Below are 19,276 nucleotides of genomic sequence, written 5' to 3'. Positions count from 1 at the left end.
TGAGGAACGACGCTAATCACCTTCTCTTATTGGTACGACTTGGACGGTGACGGCACGACCGCCGGCGATGCGGGCAGCGCTTGGACCTTTGCCGCTACCGGCACACTCCAGCCGGGCTCGCTGAACACCTGGGCCGCCAGCTGGGATGCCAACAGTCTGCCGCGAGGCCGTTACTTGATCGGCGTGCAAGCAGTGGACGATCGGACCAAGCATGACCCTGGTGTCCCCGACGCCCCGATCGATCACCGCACCTTCTCCTATCTTCCGGGCAGCTCCGAGCCCGCGACCCAGGCCCAGATCTACACGAACGATTGGAGCTGGGACGGGCTGGCCAAGATTTGGGTGCAGGGGACCGAGATCGGCTGGATCGAGGGTCAAGAGACACTCTTCCCGGCGCATGCCGCCCCCACGGATCCGGGGGGCGAGGAGGATTGGTACGGCAACCCAGACGTCACCGGTGTCCAGACCGCCCTGATTGGCGTGGCCCTGAATGTCTGTGGGCTGTCGCCCGAATTGATCAAATCGGCCAATGTCGAGCAAACCACCACTGGTGCTGCGGTTCAGTACACCCTCTCCGTCGTCAACAAGACTGGCGGTCCGCTGACGCTGACCAGTATCATCGACACCCTGCCTGAAGGCTTCAGTTACATCAGCACCCAGGGCTCGGGCGGCACCCCCGCCAGCACCCTGTGCACCGATTCCTGCCCCACGCCGACAACAGGCGGCGGCAACAGCTACACCTGGACCTTCTCGCCCGAGGCAACAGTGCCGGGCAATTGTGCAGCGGCGGACTATGCCGCCTGTACCCGCACCCTGGTCTACAACACCACGGCCTCAGACACGGTGGGGACCTACAACAACACCGCCACCATGGTGACCGATTTCGGCAGCGTCGCCAGCAATCCGGTCCAGGTGGGCGTCGGCGCGCCGCGCCTGACCCTCAGCAAGATCCCCACGGATGGCGCCTCGAATCCCAAATACAGCGCCCTTCCTGGCGAGTCCATCACCTACGTCATCACCTATTCCAACGACTCGCCGGTCACCGCCACCGGAGTCGAACTCACCGACGTCATACCAGCTGGCCTGACCTACGTCAGTTGCACGGGTGGCTGCACGCTTTCCGGCGACACGCTCACATGGCAGATCGGCGATCTCGCGCGGGGCGAAGGTCACTATTCGGTGAGCTTCACCGCCACCATCGCCGACCCCTATCCGGATACTGCACCAGTCCCCAATGTCAATACCGCGACCATCGACGGCTCCAACACCGACCCGGCTGACGCGACTGCCTCGGTCTTCGTCAAGGTCCCGCGGCCCAATCTGGTGATCCAGAAGACGGCCGATACATTGCTGGTCGACCCGGCGGGGACCAGTCCCGTCAACCAGGTGACTTACACCCTGAGCTATCGCAACGCGGGCGATGGGACCGCGACCAATGCCGTGATCACGGACGTCGTGCCGGTGGGCTTCAGCTTCGTGTCGGCGACCGGCGATGGTGCCTTCGCCTCCGGTACGGTGACCTGGAGTCTGGGTGATCTGGCCCCGGAGGCCACAGGCTCGGTGACGGTCACGCTCCAGGTCTCGAATCCCTATTCGGGGACTGAAAACCCGGCGACCAATTCGGCAACCCTTGACGCCGATAATGCCGCTCCCGTGGTGGATGACGCGAACGTCGGTGTCCGGGAGTCCGGGCAGGTGTGCAGCACCTACTATTTCCGTGATGAAACTGGCTCAGTCGGGTTTGACGGTCCCCAGAAGCTGGCCACGACATTGCCGGTGCCGGTGGCAGGGGACATTGGCGGTAGCACCCTGTTGACGGCGCCAACCGGCTCGAGTGGTAACTGGTCTCCACCCTTGTCCTTCTACCAGGATCCGGCATCGAGCTCGGTCGTCAATCTCTCCGGCGATCTTGTGACACGGATGTTTATCGATCGCGTGAATGGCCTGGGAATCATCGTCCGGACGACGGTCTACGACTACAACTCTGTCAATGGCCTCCGAAACCAACTCGGACAGGGCGAGACTCCGTTTGGCGGTAATGAGAAAGGTTTGCTGACCTTCAGCGTGCCTTTCGCGTCCGGCGCTGTCCTCGCTAAGGATCATCGGTTGCTTTGGACCTACGAGGTCCGCTCATCCGTCAACAATCAGTCGGCCGACATCCTCTTTCAATATAGCGGCACGGTCGCCAATACCCTTTCCGGCGGCTCGACGTCCACGTTCGCGGACTCCGATGCAGAGTACTGCTCTGCCGCGCCGGCCAATCTCGCCCTCGACAAGCGAGTCGACCAGTCTTCCGTCGATGCGACCGGGACCGGTCGCAGCCTGACCTACACCATCGGCTACGCCAACACCGGCGCCAGCCCGGCCAGCGGGGTCAAGATCACCGACACGCTACCTGCTCCCGGCATACTCTCCGCCACCTGCTCGGTTGTAGACAGCACCCATTTCACAGGCTGTAGCGTCACCGGCGGTCAGGTCACCTTCGATAACGGGTCCGGCGTAGGCGTCTCCATCCCTGCCGGCGAGAGCGGCAGTGTTTCGATCACGGCCGTGCTCGCGGATAACCTGACGATGACCGCGCTGACCAATACCGCGACCATCAGCTCGAACGAAACCACGGATCTCAGTGCGTCAGCCACGACCAGTGTGGTCGGTGGCGACGATCCCGGGGGTGTGTCGGACCTCATCATCGCCAAGTCGGCCAGCGACACCCTGCTCCAACCCGGCGAGTCGGTGACCTATACCCTGACCGCGCTGAATGCTGGGTCCAAGACCGCCACAGCGATCCTGATCACCGATGACTTCCCGGATGAAGCCTGGCTCACCTTCGAGTCCGGCAGTTGCATCGCGTCGTCTGGGACCTGCACGCCATCCGCCGGCAGTCTGACCTGGGCGATCGACAGCCTGGCGCCTGGCGAGACGGCGACACTCAGCTTCACGCTCAATGTCGGCACCTCGTCTACCACACTGCCACCGGATGGTGTGACGACGCGTGACAATCTGGCGACCGGAGACTCTGAGGGCTGCGAGACGGCACCTTGCGAGACGACCAGCAACACCGTCACCGTCTCGGTCACCACCAACCCCTATCTCGCCATCGAGAAGAGCGTCTCGCCCAGCGGTGTCGTTGCCCCCGGCGCGACCCTGACCTATACCCTCCTGGTCTCCAATACGGGCTCGGGGAGCGCCAACAACCTCATCGTCAGGGACCCAATCCCGGCCAACACCAGCTTCATCGCCGGAAGCACGACGCAGACCCAGGGAAGCGCCAGCTTCGATGCGGTGAACAACCAGGTCATCTTCAATGTCGGCACAATTGCTGGCGGCGGCTCGGCGACCTTGACCTTCCAGGTCAAGCTCAATAGCCCACTGCCGGCCGGTGATTCGACCCTGACCAACCTGGCAACCGTCACGGCCAGCAACGCCCCGTCCAGGTCGGATGATGCCGTCACCACGGCCCAGGCCGCACCTGTCTTGACCCTCGACAAATCCGGCCCCGCCAGCGGCGCGGTGCAGGTCGTCGCCATGCCGACTGGAGCTGGAACGGTGACCAACCTGGCCTCCATCGATAGCGCAGAGACCGGTCCGGTCGAGGACAGCATCCAGACCGCCTTCGGCGGACTCAGGATCACCAAGCGCACCACCACGCCCATTACCCCGGCACCGGGCGAGGCTACCTATGTCATCGAGGTGACCAACAGTCTGGCCAGCCCGGTCGAGGGTGTGACCCTGACCGATACCTTGGCTTCGGGCTTTGCCTACAAGAGCACTGTCAGCTCAACTGGCGCGACCAGGACGAGCGCGCTCGACCCAACGGTCGGTACCCAACAACCGACTTGGGGCACCTGGACCCTGCCGGCCAACGGCAGCCTCACACTCACCTTCACCGCCACGGTCACCGACTTGGTGGGAGCCGGCACCTATCAGAACGAGGCCAGTGTCGCCACCAGCACAACGGGCGTCGGGATCACGCCCTTCGACCCACTGTCCACGACCGAGGAGGACGTGACCGTCCTTCCGCCCAATACCGGCCTGGTGCAGGGCATCATCTATCAGGACAACGACGGGAACGGTCTATTCGATCCCGCGGTGGACACCCCGCTGGGCGGCGTGGCGGTGACCATCATCGCGTCCGACGGCACTGTGTATGTGGCCATCACCGATCCTTCCGGCTTCTACAGCCAGGTCGTGCCCGCGGGCGCCACCCTGGTGGATGTCCAGAACGGCACGGTACCGCCGGACTTGGTCTTGACCACAGGCACTGACGGTATCGATCCCACGACAGTCACGGTCCCCGTGGGCGGCACCGCCAGCAAGAACACCGGTTATGTCCCCGCGGAACCGGACCTGGCGAGCATCACCGGCAACGTCTGGAACGACGCCGACGATAATCGGCTCGTCAATGGGTCCGAGGCCGGCATGATCGGCGTCCAGGTGATCCTGCGCGACTCCAACGGCGCTATCGTGGCGACTGAATACACCGACGCGCTCGGCAATTATGCCTTCCCGAACATCCTGCCGGGTGACTATCAGGTCGATGTCGTGCCCCCGACGGGTTATCTGGTCACGACCGGAAACGATCCAGCACCTGTGTCCGTCGCGGCGGGGGAGACCGGTACGGCCAACTTCGGCCTCCTCGAGGGGGTGATCCTCTCAGGAACGGTCTTCAACGACATCGATGCCAGCGGGGTGCAGGACAGCGGCGAGGTCGGTCTGAATCCTGGTGGCCTCAAGGTGGTTGTGGTGGATGACTCCGGTCAGGTCCTGGCCGTGGCGCCGGTCGAAAATGACGGCACCTGGAGCGCGGAGGTCAAGACGGGGAGCGGCTACCAGGCCTATTACACCCTTCAGAGTCCCACAGTGGGAGACACCGTCACGCCGCTTGCGCAGTTGCCGGCGGGTTGGCTCACCACGGGCGAAAACATCGAAGATACGGTGCAGAGGCCCGCGAATGGCATCCTGATCGGGATCGACGCCAACGCCGATCAATCTGGATTGAATTTCGGTATCCGTTCAGGCGGCAGCATTGGCGACTATGTCTGGTACGACACCAACCAGGACGGCATTCAAGACCCGGCCGAGCGCGGTCTCGCGGGTGTCCAGGTCATCCTCTATGCGTCGGATGGCACGACCCAGTTGGCCGAAACCCGGTCGGATGGCTCAGGCAAGTACGAGTTTGCGGGTCTGGCGGATGGCACTTATGTCGTTCAATTCGTGACCCCGGCGGGCTATCTTCGGAGTCCGGTCAACGCCGGTGCCGGCAGCTTGCAGGATAGCTTCGACAGCGACGCATCACCGAGTGACGGCAAGGTCAGCGTTACCATCGCGGGCGGCACTGCCAACCCGACCGTCGACGCCGGCTTCTATATCGAGGGTGTGAGCCCGGCCAGCATTGCCGACTTCGTTTGGTACGACACGGATGGTGACGGCATCCAGGATGAGGGTGAGCCCGGTTTGGGCGGTGTCACCGTCAGCCTGCTTGACGCGGACAATGGCAATGCCTTGGTGGCGACTCGGATCAGCGACGCCAACGGCTTCTATGAATTCGCTGGCCTGCCGGCGGGCAACTATGTCCTGCAATTCACCGCGCCCACTGGCTACTTGCTCAGTCCGCAAGATCAAGGGGGTGACGACACCAAGGACAGCGATGCCGCGCCTGGCACCGGCCTGACCGGTCCCATCGCACTGACCGCCGGTCAGCGACTGACCGATGTGGACGCCGGTCTCTCTCTGACCGCCGGCAATCCAGGTAGCGTCGGCGATCGGGTGTGGTACGACAGTGACGGTAACGGCATCCAGGACACCGGCGAGCCCGGTACCCCCGGCGTTCGTGTCAACCTCTATGACGCCACCGGTACGACCCTGCTGCAAACCACGGTCACCGATCCCGAGGGCGTCTATCGCTTCAGCGGCCTCCCCCAAGGCGACTATGTGGTGGAGGTTGTCAAGCCGAGCGCTAGCTATGTCTTCAGCCCGACAGGACAGGACACCAGCATCACGGATAGCGATCCCGACCCGACGACGGGCCGCGTGACCGTCACGCTGACCGCCAGCCAGAACAACACCGACATCGACGCCGGACTGCGCGTGGATGGCCAATCGCCCATCTCCATCGGTGACTTTATCTGGAAAGACTTGGATGGCCAGAAGGATCCCGACAGCGGGAAAGGTCTTGCCAATGTCGAGGTGGTGCTCTACGACAGCCTCGGCTACCCGTTGGCACGCCTAACGACCGATGTGACCGACGCCAACTACGGATTCACCGGGGTGGCCGCTGGCGGCAGCTTTCGCGTTGCCATTGACACCGGCAGCCTGGGCAACCTGATCCAGATCGCCGATCCGGACTCCATGCTGGATCACCGCACCGACCTGATCAACCAGACCGCGTCTACCACGGCTGCCGACTTCGGCTATCTGGCGCCCGCGACGTCGATCTCGATCGTCAAGACCGCGGCGGACGATACCGAGATTCAGCAGATCCGCAGCGGCGGCACGGCCAGCTTCAAGGTCACCGTCACCAATACAGGTAACCTGACCCTGACCAGCATCTTGGTCACCGATCCATTGACACCTGCCTGCAACTTCGAGATCGCAAGCCTGGCGCCGGGTGCGAGAAGCACGGTCAAGACTTGCACAAAGGACAACGTTACGGCCGACTTCACCAACATCGCCGAGGTCGAAGCGCAGCCGGTCGACGTGAGCGGGAAACCGGTCGGTGACAAGATCACGGCTCAAGATGGGACTGAGGTGGACGTGATCAATCCGGCGATCACCATCACCAAGACACCGGACACCCAGACCGTGAGTAGCGGGGGTAAGGCGAGCTTCAGCATCAAGGTCGAGAATACCGGTGACGTCACCCTGTCGAATGTCAGCGTCAGCGATCCATTGACCTCCGCCTGCGACAAGACCAGTGCGGATATCTCTGGGCTCGGGTCCATGGCCCCTGACGCGGAGGTGACCTATGACTGCGAAAGCTCCAGTCTGAGCGCATCATTCGTCAATGTCGCCTCGGTGACCGCCACGCCACCCGTGGGTGCCGCTGTCACGGCAAACGATTCGGCCTCGGTCACTGTGGTCACCCCCGGCATTTCAATCTCGAAGACCCCCGAGGAGCAGACTATCCACAAGGGCGGAACGGCCGATTTCACCATCAGGGTGACCAACACCGGCGCCGTCACCCTGACTGGTGTTCAGGTTACCGATCCGTTGACTACCGCTTGTTCCAAGACCAGTGCGGACATCGGTGGCTTAGCCTCTTTGGCGCCCGACGCTGATGTGGAATACACCTGCTCCCTGACGGATGTCAATGCGTCCTTCGATAACACCGCAACGGTCACCGCCGATGGTGGCTTCAGCGCCGATGATGTGGCGAAGGTCACTGTCATCGATCCGCAACTGCAGCTCACCAAGCTGACCAACGATGCAGACGGCCCGATCACTGCTCGGACGGGTACGCTCGTCACCTGGGAATACATCGTCGAGAACACCGGTGATGTGGATTTGACGGACGTCACGGTGGTTGATGACCAGGAAGGGGCCATCTCCTGTCCATCGGACCAACTGGAGGTCGGCGCCTCCATGACCTGCCTGGGGTACGGCCTGGCGGGCGAGACGTCTTACTCGAACGTGGCCACGGCCACCGGAAAATCCCCGATCGACGAAACCGTCTCTGCGCAAGACAATAGTTCCTACACCGGCTACAACCCCGGCGTGATCGGCAACCGGATCTGGCTGGACGAGAACGGCAACGGCATCCCGAATGCCGGCGAGCCGGGTATCGCCAACCTCAAGGTCGAGTTGAAGGATGGCGATACGGTCGTGGCGACAGCCTACACCGACACCAATGGCGGCTATCTGTTCACTGACGTCACTCCGGGGGAATACAAGATCGTCGTCACCCCGCCCCCCGGCCTCAACCCGACCTATGACGAGGATTCTGGAGTCGTCTCTCCAGACAACGAGAGCGCGGTGACCTTGGAGGCGGGCGACCAGCACCTCACCGCCGACTTCGGCTATAACTGGGTGCCCCCGGCCGACAGCACCAACCCAAGCGCCAGCACCACCGGCGCCATCGGCGACCGCGTCTGGAACGATGCCAACGGCGATGGCGTGCAAAATCCCGGAGAGTCGGGCATCGAGGGGGTGACCCTGACCCTGACCGCGCCAGGTGACGATGGCATCCTCGGCACGAGCGATGACCAGGTCGTGGCAACGACTCAGACCGACGCGGCGGGCAACTATGTCTTCGACGACCTGCCAAGCGGCGCCTATGCAATCACGGTGGATACGAGCACCTTGCCCACCGGTACCGGCCTGACCTGGACCCAGACCGGCGATCCCGATGGCGCCGGCTCCATCGACGGCAAGACCACCACGCCCATCCTCCTGGCCCCGGGCGATGTCTATCTCAACGCCGACTTCGGCTACCGTCCGAATCAAGGCAGCACCATCGGTGACCTCATCTGGTTCGACATGAACGCCAACGGTCAGCTGGATGCGGGTGAGACTGGGGTCCCGGGCATCGGCATCGCGCTGGTGAAGGACACGAATGAAGACGGAGTCTGGGATGCGGGCGAGCCCATCATCGCCACGACCCTGACCGACGCCTCCGGGGGATATCTCTTCCCCGGTTTGCCGGAGGGCGATTATGTCGTGGTCGTCCGCGACGCCGAGAGTCTGCTCTACTGGGCGCTGCCGAGCAACGACCCTGATCTTCCGGGCCAGATCAACGACGGCCTGGCCCCGAATCCCGATTTCGACCAGCAGGCCGCGGTCAGTGTCGACGGCACGTCGGATCAGCTCGACATGGACTTCGGCTACATGGCCTATGGCATGCACAACTATTCCGATATCCCCGGGCTGATCGGCTCGGCCGGGCTGGTCGGCGACCTGGTCTTCCTCGACCGGAATGGTAACGAAAAAGCCGATCCTGGTGAGGGACTTCAGGGCGTGCGCGTCGAGCTGTTTGAGCCGAGCGACCTCGTGAATCCCGTCGCCTGGACGACGACCAATGCCGAAGGGGCCTATGCCTTCGGTCATGTCAATGTACAGGCAACCTGGGTCGTCAAGATCGACCGCGCGACCCTGCCCAATGGTGGGGACGGCCTGACCAACAGCATCGATCCGGACGACGGCACGGATGACCAGTCCACCGTGTCCAACATCAGCGAGACCGGCAACCTCAACCTGTTGCAGGACTTCGGCTACACGGCTGCTAACCCGGCCACCATCGGCGGGACGCTCTGGGAAGACCTGAACGCGAACGGCTTCCTTGATCCATCCGAGGCTTCGCGTCTGGCCAACATCACACTCGTGTTGCGGGATTCCGACGGGAACAAGGTGGCCGCCACCCAGACCGACAGTCAGGGCAACTACAGCTTCACGGGTCTGCCGGCGGGCACCTACAGCGTCCATGTCACCGATACCCGCAATCTGCTGGAGGGTTGGTGGCATAGCCTGGGCGATCAGAACCCGGCGACCGACAATACAAGCAAGGCCGATCCATTCACCCTGACGGTGACAGTGGGCTCGAGCAATACCAACATCGACTTCGGCTATTACTACCGGGGTGCGTCCTTGGGTAACCGGGTCTGGTCCGACACGGATGGCGACGGCATCCAAGACAACGGCGAGCCTGGTCTCTCCGGTATGACGGTGCAGTTGATCGTGACCTATCCAAACGCTGGTGGCAGTACCACACTCAAGGCACTCAGCGGCAGCGATGGCGGCTACCGCTTCGGCAACCTGCTGCTGGACGAGAGCTTCAATGGCGCGGGCGATAATCAGCCGACCTATCTGATGACGGTCGTTGCTCCGGATGGGTTCAAGCCCAGCCCGGTGGGAGACGGCAGCCAACCGTTGGTCGATTCGAACAACCCGGCGGGCACCACGGCGACTGTCCTGAAGGGCCAGCTCAACACGGCCGTGTCGGTCGATCCCGCGACCGAGCCGGACAACGCGAGCTACGACTTCGGTTACGAGCCGCTTATCGATCTGAGCCTGACGAAGTCGGTCGATCCGACCATCCAGGAGGTCAACGAACTCGTCACCTTCACCCTGACACTGAGCAATGTGGCTGGCTTCTCGAATGCCAGCGGGGTCAAGGTCACCGACCTGCTCCCGAGCGGCTATAGCTTCGTCTCGGCAACCCCCTCGGTCGGCAGCTATGCTAGTGGCACTGGCCTTTGGACCGTCGGCAACCTGGCAGCTGGATCCAGCGCGACTCTGACCCTCTCGGCGCGAGTCAATGCCAGCGGCTCCTATGTCAATGTCGCTGAGGTCTCGGCAGCCGATCAGACCGATCTGGATTCGACGCCGGGCAATGGCCCTCAGAATCCAGAGGAGGACGATCGCGCCAGCGTCACCCCGACGATCGCTCCACAGATCGATCTTAGCCTGACCAAGTCCATCAGTCCGACGACACCCAAGGTGGGTGAGACCGTCACCTTCACACTGACGCTGAACAACGCCGCCGGCTATTCGGATGCCACGGGGGTCTCGGTCGAAGACCTGCTCCCGGCGGGCTATGGCGCCATCACCGAGATCAGCCATGGCGGCAGCTTGAGTGATGGAAAGCTGACCTGGACCGGCCTGACCGTGCAGGCCAATACCAATAAGCCACTGAGCTTCAAGGCTGTGGTCCTGCCCAGCGGGCCCTATGTCAACACCGCTGAGGTTACGGCAGCCGATCAGCCTGACAAGGACTCCACACCGGACAACAGCGCAACCCTGCCCAACGAGGACGACACCTCCAGCGTCAGCCCGACGCTCACATCGCAGATCGATCTCAGCCTGACTAAATCAGTCAGTCCGGAGACACCCAAGGTGGGTGAGACCGTCACCTTCACCTTGACCCTGCGCAATGCGGCCGGTTACTCGGATGCCACGGGTGTCTCGGTGCAAGACCTGCTGCCGGCGGGCTATGGCGATGTCTCGGAAATCAGTGATTCAGGGACACTCAGCGGCAGTACACTGACCTGGTCCAACCTGAGCGTGGCGTCCGGGGACTCGAAGGCGTTGACCTTCAAGGCCGTGGTCAAGAACACCGGCTCCTACACCAATGTGGCCGAGGTCACGGCGGCTGGCCAACCCGACCAGGACTCGACGCCGAACAATGGCGCGACCCCAGTGCCCGAGGACGATCGGGCGACCCTGACCCCGACCGTCGATCCGCAGATCGATCTGAGCCTCACGAAGACGGTGAGCCCGCTCACCGCCGGCGTCGGCGAAACTCTGACCTTTACCCTGACGGCGGCCAACGCGCCGGGCTTCTCCAAGGCCACCGGGGTCGAGATCACCGATCTGTTGCCGAGCGGCTATCGTGTCTTGTCGGCGACACCCTCGACCGGCAGCTACGATTCAGTCACTGGTGTCTGGGACCTGGGCGATCTCGCGGCTGGAGGCCTAGCGACCCTGAGTATCCAGGCACGGGTCATGACCCGCGGCGAGTACGAGAACGTCGCCGAGGTCACCGCGGCCGATCAGGTCGACAAGGACTCGACACCGGGCAACAGCGCAACCGAGCCCAACGAGGATGACACCGCCCGGTCCAAGCCCGCGGTTATGACGGCCTCGATCGGCGACTTGGTCTGGCTCGACACGAACGGCAACGGGATCCAGGACCCTGACGAGCAGGGTGTTGCTGGAGTGACGGTAGAGCTGTACGACCAGACCGGGAAGCAATTGCTGCGCACCACCCAGACCGATGGCTCGGGCGCCTATCGCTTTGACGGGCTGAGCGACGGTGACTATCAGCTCGTCTTCGTCAATCCGGAGCCGGCTATTTACAGCTTCACCCCACAGGATGAAAGCGGCGGTTTGACCGACCTTGCGGACAGCTTCGACAGCGATGCCGATCCTTTAACAGGGGCGGTGAGTCTCACGCTTGTCGGGACTGACATCACGGTGGATGCCGGGCTTTATCTCACCAATGGTGATCGGCCTTCGCGTATCAGCGACTGGGTGTGGTACGACACCAACGGGGACGGCATCCAGGATGTCGGCGAGCCGGGGGTGGCTGGCGTGATCGTCAAGCTCTACGACGTTACGGGAACGCAACTGATCGCGACCACGGTGACCGACGGCAGCGGGTTCTATGAGTTTGCGGGGTTGCCTGAAGGCAGCTACCGAGTCGACTTCGTGCTGCGCGATGCGAGCTGGGAATTCAGTCAGCAGTATGCCACTGATCCAGACAACGATAGCGATGCCGATGCCAGCGGGCGCACCGACCTGATCCTACTCACCGCGGGCACCAATCTGACCGACATCGATGCCGGTATGCGCATCCCTGGTGTGGCCCCGGCGACGATCGGCGACCGCGTCTGGTACGACACCAACGGTGACGGCATCCAGAATGACCTGGAGCCTGGCATCCCAGGCGCGGGGGTGAAGCTGTACGACACCAACGGCGTCCTCATCGCCAGTGCGCGGACCGACGCCGATGGCCTCTACGCCTTCACCGGCCTGCCGGCGGGTGATTACCTGGTCGAGTTCGAGCTACCGGTGGGCTACGACCGCTTCAGCCCGCCGCGCAATGGTGATGGCACCAACGACAGCGCCCCCGACCCGACCACGGGTGTGGCGACGGTTAAGCTGGTTGCGGGTCAGACCATGGTCGACATCGACGCTGGCATCTTCATCGAGGATGGAGCCGGCGACCCGCTGCCGCCGATCCAGATCGGTGATTATGTCTGGCTCGATGCGAACGGCAACACGGAGCCAGACGAGAGCGAGTGGCTCGACGGTGTCGAGGTGGTGCTCTACGACGCACTCGGTAACGAGCTCGGGCGAGTGACTACGGACGCGTCTGTCTTCGACCCGCAGGATCCGGAGGCCAATTACCTCTTCACCGGTGTCGGTCAGGGCTCATACCGGGTCGCCATCGACACCAGCACACTGCCGGCGGCCGTGATCCAGATTGTCGATCCCGACATGCAGCTCGACCACGAGACCGAGCTGCTCGGCCAGACCGACGACAATCCCGATGTAGATTTCGGCTACGCACGGGTGCCGCCGGAGGCGGAGGATGACGAGAAACTGGACAACCCGATCGGCACCCCGGTGACGATCGAGGTGCTCGGCAACGACAGTGCCGCCGAGGGACGCACGCTTAAACCGGACAGCTTACAGCTCGTCGGCACGGCGGCGGCGGGCGAGTCGCTGGTGGTCGAGGGTGAGGGCACTTGGAGTGTTGTTGCCGACGAGGACAGGGTCGAGATCACCTTCACGCCGCTGCCGGGCTTCACCGGCAACCCGACTCCGATCACCTACATCGTGAGGGATGATGCGGGGGCCGTGTCCAATGACGCGACGGTCAGGGTGACCTATGTCATCGCCGCGAGCATCGTTCGCATCTGTGACCGCAATACGCCTTATGTCGAATATGACATCGAGAGCGATGCGATCGGCCCAATGAGCATCCAATGGTACGACCTGCTCCCGAGCGGCGAGCGCGGCCCGGCCAATGGCGATCCGTTGCTCGATCAACCGCGGGAGGGCCGACTGCTCTGGCCCGGTGCGGAGTTCAACGAATCCGGCGAGGTCGTCACCTGGCCGGGTTGGGAGCTGATCGACGATCAGTGGGTGCGGACGAACCCGCGGGCACAGGAGATCAAGGAGATCGTCTTTTCGATCAACCCGACGATCAGCGTGCTGGTCAAGTATCCGGATCCGTCGGCGAGCTGCCGACCTTACCCGCCGATTACGGTGGCCAATGACGACGAGTCGTTGGGCAACGCTCTTGGCACCGCGGTGACCCTTGATATCTTGGATAACGACGTCCCGCTCGACGAGCGCCCGTTCGCCCCGGCCACCGTGCAAATTCTTGGCACGGATGCGCCAGGCGATTCGCTGCTTGTCGAGAATGAAGGAACCTGGAGTGTCGACGAGACGACCGGCGCCATTACCTTCACGCCGCTGGAGGGCTTCCCCGGCAACCCGACGCCCATCCAGTATCGGGTCGCGGACAGCCAAGAAGAAACCTCGAACCCGGCGACCGTGACGATCACCTATGAGGGGGCGGCTGTCCTGTCCCTCCTCAAGGAGGTGGCCGACGCGCCAAGCCCGATCAATCTTGGCAGTCTGATCACCTACCGCATCACGGCTACCAATACCGGGGCTCAGGTACTGAGCGGGGTCATGATCAGCGATGATCTGCCAGGCCTGAGCGAGCTGACCTGCGTGCCGACGATCCCTGGTGGTCCACGCACAGCGCCCCGAATGGCTGGGGCTGCAAATGCTGGATCGAGGGCGTCTCCGAGCGTGAGCTCAAGCGCTCGGGCAAGTCCGGCCCGGACCAGGCCCCGAGCGCCCCGGACGACCTGACGGGGATCGACGAGGGGTGGGGGTATGCCCCGGGGTCTACGTGGCATCCCGATCTGGATAAGTACCCTCTCGATGTCGCCCGCGATCTGGTTGCGGCCAACCTGCGGGATGGCGTACTCGATCGATGGGTGGAGCGGATTGCGGCCCGCGTGGCTCAGGAGATGGCGACGCCGCAGTACGCAGGGCGCGCGCCGCGCGAGGTCTCCGCCGCGATCCGGCGCAGCTTGGCCAGCGGCGAGAGGTACGCGGTCGGCGTGCTGGATGCTCGCGCACAGGCCCGTCTAGGCGCAGCGTCGCTGGCCGTCTGGTTATCGGATGACACCCTTATCAAGCAAATGCTGCATCACGGCGCCGATGAGCTCCCTGCCACAGGCTATTTGCGATTGCAGCAGGTCATCGACGGTGCTCGGTATGTGGGGGTGGCGGGCGATACCCGGCTGGTGTTTTTCCAGCAGGACGGCGATTGGGCGGTGGCGGTCATCAAGCGCACCCGCGACGGGCGCGAGAATTATCTGGTGTCGATTCGCAAGGGTAGTCAGGTTGAGGTGGACCGCAGCGTCCGCGCCGGGACGCTTACGCCATGGTGATGGGGTGCACCCGGAGAACCCCGCGACCCTGGTCCGGTCGGCTCGCATCTCGACCGTTGCACCCCGTCCAGTCCGGGTTCTGGACACCCTGCCGTGTTGACCGTCAGGGCGGCTATCGCAGCGAGAATTTATCGACCAGGGCTTGAGGTGAGCATAGCACATGACATTCAAACCGCTGAATATGCCGTCGACGGGGATGGGGATGGTGTACTTGACGCCGGAGCAACGCAGGGCGAATGGACTCAAGGCCGCGGCGACCAAGCGAGCGAGAAAGGAGGCGGAGGAAAGGGGGCGCGCCGAAGCAAGGGATCGGATTGTAGGGCTCAAGGATGAGATCGAGGAGCTTGAGCGCCAGCGCGGCGCGCTTCAGATGCAGCAGCTTGCGAGCGTCGAGGCTGCGCGGCTGACCGGGAAGACCTTGCTGACGGAGGGCGCTATCGTCAAGGGCGCAATGGCGTGGGCGAAGGTGTGCGGCATTTATTTCCTCGTCCGAGAGGGCCGCGTCGTCTATGTCGGGCAGTCTATCGACGTTTTCGGTCGGATTTCAACGCACCATCAAAGCAAGACGTTTGATGCCATCGCCTACGTGTCTTGCGAGCGGCATCTTCTCGACAAGATGGAGTCGCTCTACATCCACGTCCTGCAGCCTCCGCTCAACGGCGACATGCGCAACGGCGCAAAGCTAGCCCCTCTTGCGCTGGACGAGCTTCTGTCGGCTTGAGCTAGCGAATGGCCGGCACCCGCATCACCATCGACCTCGACGACGTCGCTCTGCAGGCGACGCTGTCCAAACTCGCCGCGTCCATCGCCGACCCCTCCCCCGCGCTCGCCGAGATCGGCGAGCACCTGCTCAAGACGACTCGCGCGCGCTTCGGCCGAGGCGAGAAAGCCGCCCCGGACGGCACCCCTTGGGCGCGCAACACCGAGACCACGATCGCGCGCAAGGGGCGTGACAATCCGCTCTACAAGAGTGGCATGCTCCAGGGCCAGATGCGCTGGCAGCTCGCCGACGGCGGCCGCGCGGTGGAGGTCGGCTCCAACCGCATCTATGCCGCCGTGCAGCAGTTCGGCCAGCCCAAGGGCGCGAGCGGCACCACCAAGCGCGGCGGGCCGATCCCGTGGGGCGACATCCCGCCGCGGCCCTTCCTGGGCGTCTCCGCCGACGATCGGGAGGCGATCGCGGACATCCTGAGCGACTACCTTTCAAAAGCGGCCCTCTGAGCCGTCGCGACCCCGACCCGCTACCCTTGCCCTACCGGCACCCCGTTAAACGTTTTTAAACCACCTACAGCAAAAATTAAAACGGAAGACGCCTCGCTTTAACGCTCGCCTTCCTTGGCCGGTCGCGCGAGACCCGCAAGCGGGCCGAAAGCGGGTAACTCCCGTTAGCTGAACCGCTCGACCCGCCGGGGCAGGATGCCCGGCATGAGCACCCCCTCCCTGCTGCACATCTTTCGCGCCGGCACCTATCAGGCGATGGCCGGGCAGAGCATAACGCTCACGCCCGCGGATCTCGCCGCGACCGCCGCGGCCTACGACCCCGCGCGCCACGAGGCGCCGCTCGTCGTCGGGCATCCGGTGGGCAACGGCCCCGCCTGGGGCTGGGTGTCCGGTCTCAGCGCCGACGGTGCGGACCTCTCCGCAACCCCGCGCGACGTCGCCGCGGAGTTCGCCGAGGCCGTGCGCGCCCGGCGTTACGCCAAAGTGTCCGCCTCATTCTGGCCCCCGACCCATCCGGCCAACCCGGCGCCCGGCGTCTGGTCCCTGCGCCATGTGGGCTTTCTCGGCGCCGCGGTCCCTGCGGTGCTGGGCCTCGCCCCGGTGAGCCTGGCCGACGACGCCGAGGGCCTGGTGACCATCGAGGCCGACCCGCTCGATTTCTCTTCCCCGGCGGACACCCCCGCCACCGACCCGGAGCCTACGATGCCCGATCCAGCCGCCGCGTCCGCCGCGGATCCGACCGCCGATTTCGCCGCGCGTGAAGCGGCTTTAACCGCCCTGCAAACCGACCTTACAGCCCGCGAGGCGGCGATCGCCGAACGCGAGGCCGCCGCGGCCGCACAGGCCGAGGCGCTGCGCCGCACCGAGATCGCCAGCTTCGTCGGCGCCCTGGTCGCCGAGGGCCGGCTGCTGCCGATCGAGCAGGCCCCGTTGGTCGCGCTGCTCGCGACCGCCCCCGCGGAGCCCGCGGCCGATTTCGCGGCACCCGCGGACACCGGCGAGCCGACCCCGCGCGCCGCCGCCGAGTGGCTGCGGGCCTGGTTGCAGACCTTGCCGGTGCGCGTGTCTTACGGCGAGTTTGCCGCCCCGGACGGACACGACCCCGAGGTCGCGCGCATCGAAGCCGCCGCCCGGACCATGGCGGGTCTGCCGCCGCTCGAATCCAAGTGAGGACCTGACCCATGTCTGAAGACTACGGACAAACCAGCGTCGCCATCCCCGCCGACGACATCCTCGGCGAGGGCTTCCCGCTCCTGCCGCAACAGATCGTGCTGGCGGCCTCCCAGGGCGCGCTGGTGCGCGGCACCGTGCTGGGCCTGATCACCGTCGGCGCCGCGGTCGCGGCCAAGGTCTCCGGCACCGGGGACGGCGACGTGGCCGCCGCGGCCGTGACGCTCGGCAAGTACGCCCAGCCCGGCGTCTACACCCTCGTCTGTACCGCCGAGTCCGCGGGTGCGGGCACCTTCAGCGTCCAGACCCCGCGCGGGGAGATGCTCAAGCCCCTCACCGTCGCCGCCGGCTACGCATCCGACCACATCAATCTCACCGTCCCGGACGGTGCGAACGATTGGGACGTCGGCGACGTGATCACCGTCACCGTCGCCGCCGGCTCCGGCCAGGCGAAGGCGTACAGCGCCGCGGCCGTGGACGGCTCGCAGGTCGCCGCCCTGATCCTCGCCGACAGCGTCACCGTCGGGGACGACGCGCTGGCCGCGGTGGCCTTCCGCACCGGCGTGTTCCGTCGGGCCAAACTCACCGGACTCGATGCGGCCGCCACGGCGCAGCTCGACGCCCGTTCCATCTTCGTGCGCTGAGGAGTCTGATCCATGACCGTATCGACCAACGCCTTCGAGCCGCGCAGCCTGGCGCGGATGATCGAGATCCGCAAGCGCCCGAGCCAATGGTATCGGGACAACTACTACCGCGCCGGGGCAGAGCAGCACGGCGCGCGCCTGGTGCAGCTCGACGTCCTCATCGGCGGGCAGAAGATGGCCCCGATCCAGCGCCCGACCGATGCCTCCAAGATGGTCGCGCGCGAGGCCGGCTCGGAGCGCTTGATCCGCCTGCCTTACATGAAGCCGGGCCGCCCGACCAACGCCGAGGAGATCATCCAACGCCGCGCGATGGGCAGCCATCTCTACAGCGACCGCAACCTGGTCGAGGCCGCGCAACGCCAGATCGGCCGCGACATCGAAGACCTCGACGACATGATCGACCGTCGCATCGAGTTCATGGCCGCTCAAGGCGTCATCACCGGCAAGACCCCGCTCGTCTCGCTCGACGAGACCGGCGCCGTGATGGGGATCGATGCCGAGGTGGATTGGGGCATGCCCGCGGATCATCTGGTGACGCTCTCCAACGCCACCGAGAAGTGGACTCACGCGGACTCCGACCCCATCGCCAACCTGCGCACCTGGGGCAACCGCATCGCGCAGAGCTCCGGCATGTCGGCCACCATGGCGACGATCGGCGCCGAGGTCGCCGCCGCGTTGCTCAAGCATGAGGCGGTCCTCAAGCTGCTGGACAACCGGCGGGTCGAGGCGGGCATGATCGATCTGCGCGCCATGGACATCGAGGGCATCAACTACTTCGGCCGGATCGCCGGAATCGATCTGTACGAGGACCTGCGCACCTACCAGGCCGACCACACCGGCACCGCCACGCCCTACACCCCGGTGGACCGAGTCGTGCTCGGCACCCGCAACGCGGAGAATCGGATCCACTACGGCCCGATCTCGGATCTCAAGTGCCCCACGCCGATCACCCAGCGCTGGCCGAAGACCTGGGAAACCGACGAGCCCTCGCAGCGCTTCGTGGCCGTGCACGCCTCCCCGCTGCCTGCGCTGCATCAGCCGGACGCGTTCGTCTCGGCCAAGGTGCTCTGATCGTGTCGGCCGACACCGCCGCCCCGCAGGCCCGGTACCGGGTCCTGCGCGGCATCGTCCACCACCCCGGCGGGGTTGCCCGTCCGGGCGACATCATCCCGCTGCCCCCGCAGGACGGGGATCCGCTCTGCGCGGGGCCGATCCCGGTCCTCGCGCAGGTGCTCGACCAGCCGCCTCCGCCGACGGCACCCCCCGGGATCGTCGACTTGCAGTCGACCTCTTCGGCCGCGCCGGCGGTCGAGCCGGTCGAGCCGGTCG

General features: G+C 64.7%; 8 protein-coding genes. All 8 read left to right on the top strand.

What is annotated here, in order from left to right; all coding sequences use genetic code 11:
* Positions 1-39: 39 nt before the first annotated feature.
* Positions 40-14,325, top strand: coding sequence for an SdrD B-like domain-containing protein (locus tag B4N44_RS09380; RefSeq protein WP_296699811.1), 14,286 nt, complete (start codon positions 40-42; stop codon positions 14,323-14,325).
* 128 nt (positions 14,326-14,453) lie between these two features.
* Entirely contained in the window at positions 14,454-14,912 is a 459-nt protein-coding gene (locus B4N44_RS09375; protein ID WP_296699809.1) for a hypothetical protein, read from the top strand.
* Between the two features lie 160 nt (positions 14,913-15,072).
* Positions 15,073-15,633, top strand: coding sequence for a GIY-YIG nuclease family protein (locus tag B4N44_RS09370; RefSeq protein WP_296699807.1), 561 nt, complete (start codon positions 15,073-15,075; stop codon positions 15,631-15,633).
* Positions 15,634-15,641: 8 nt separating this feature from the next.
* Positions 15,642-16,133: a phage virion morphogenesis protein gene (locus tag B4N44_RS09365; RefSeq protein WP_296699805.1), complete on the top strand. Its 492-nt coding sequence runs from the start codon at positions 15,642-15,644 to the stop codon at positions 16,131-16,133.
* A gap of 204 nt (positions 16,134-16,337) precedes the next feature.
* Complete coding sequence (locus tag B4N44_RS09360; protein WP_296699803.1) at positions 16,338-17,303, top strand: hypothetical protein; 966 nt, start codon at positions 16,338-16,340, stop codon at positions 17,301-17,303.
* Between the two features lie 11 nt (positions 17,304-17,314).
* The gene (locus B4N44_RS09355) at positions 17,315-17,947 is read left to right on the top strand and encodes a head decoration protein (protein ID WP_296699801.1); all 633 of its coding nucleotides are present in this window, start codon (positions 17,315-17,317) and stop codon (positions 17,945-17,947) included.
* Positions 17,948-17,959: 12 nt separating this feature from the next.
* On the top strand, positions 17,960-19,018 hold the full coding sequence (locus tag B4N44_RS09350; RefSeq protein WP_296699799.1) for a major capsid protein: 1,059 nt from the start codon (positions 17,960-17,962) through the stop codon (positions 19,016-19,018).
* A 2-nt stretch (positions 19,019-19,020) separates the two neighbouring features.
* The coding region (locus B4N44_RS09345; RefSeq protein ID WP_296699797.1) for a hypothetical protein at positions 19,021-19,276 on the top strand (256 nt) is incomplete at its 3' end.

The organism is Thiocapsa sp. UBA6158 (assembly GCF_002423035.1).
GTDB lineage: Bacteria > Pseudomonadota > Gammaproteobacteria > Chromatiales > Chromatiaceae > Thiocapsa.
The sequence above is the reverse complement of the archived record's forward strand: the minus strand, read 5'-3'. Positions and strand labels throughout refer to the sequence as shown.

Coding starts and splice junctions, on each gene's coding strand:
- B4N44_RS09370 (WP_296699807.1), top strand. CDS start 15,073: ATGACATTCAAACCGCTGAATATGCCGTCGACGGGGATGGGGATGGTG.
- B4N44_RS09365 (WP_296699805.1), top strand. CDS start 15,642: ATGGCCGGCACCCGCATCACCATCGACCTCGACGACGTCGCTCTGCAG.
- B4N44_RS09360 (WP_296699803.1), top strand. CDS start 16,338: ATGAGCACCCCCTCCCTGCTGCACATCTTTCGCGCCGGCACCTATCAG.
- B4N44_RS09355 (WP_296699801.1), top strand. CDS start 17,315: ATGTCTGAAGACTACGGACAAACCAGCGTCGCCATCCCCGCCGACGAC.
- B4N44_RS09350 (WP_296699799.1), top strand. CDS start 17,960: ATGACCGTATCGACCAACGCCTTCGAGCCGCGCAGCCTGGCGCGGATG.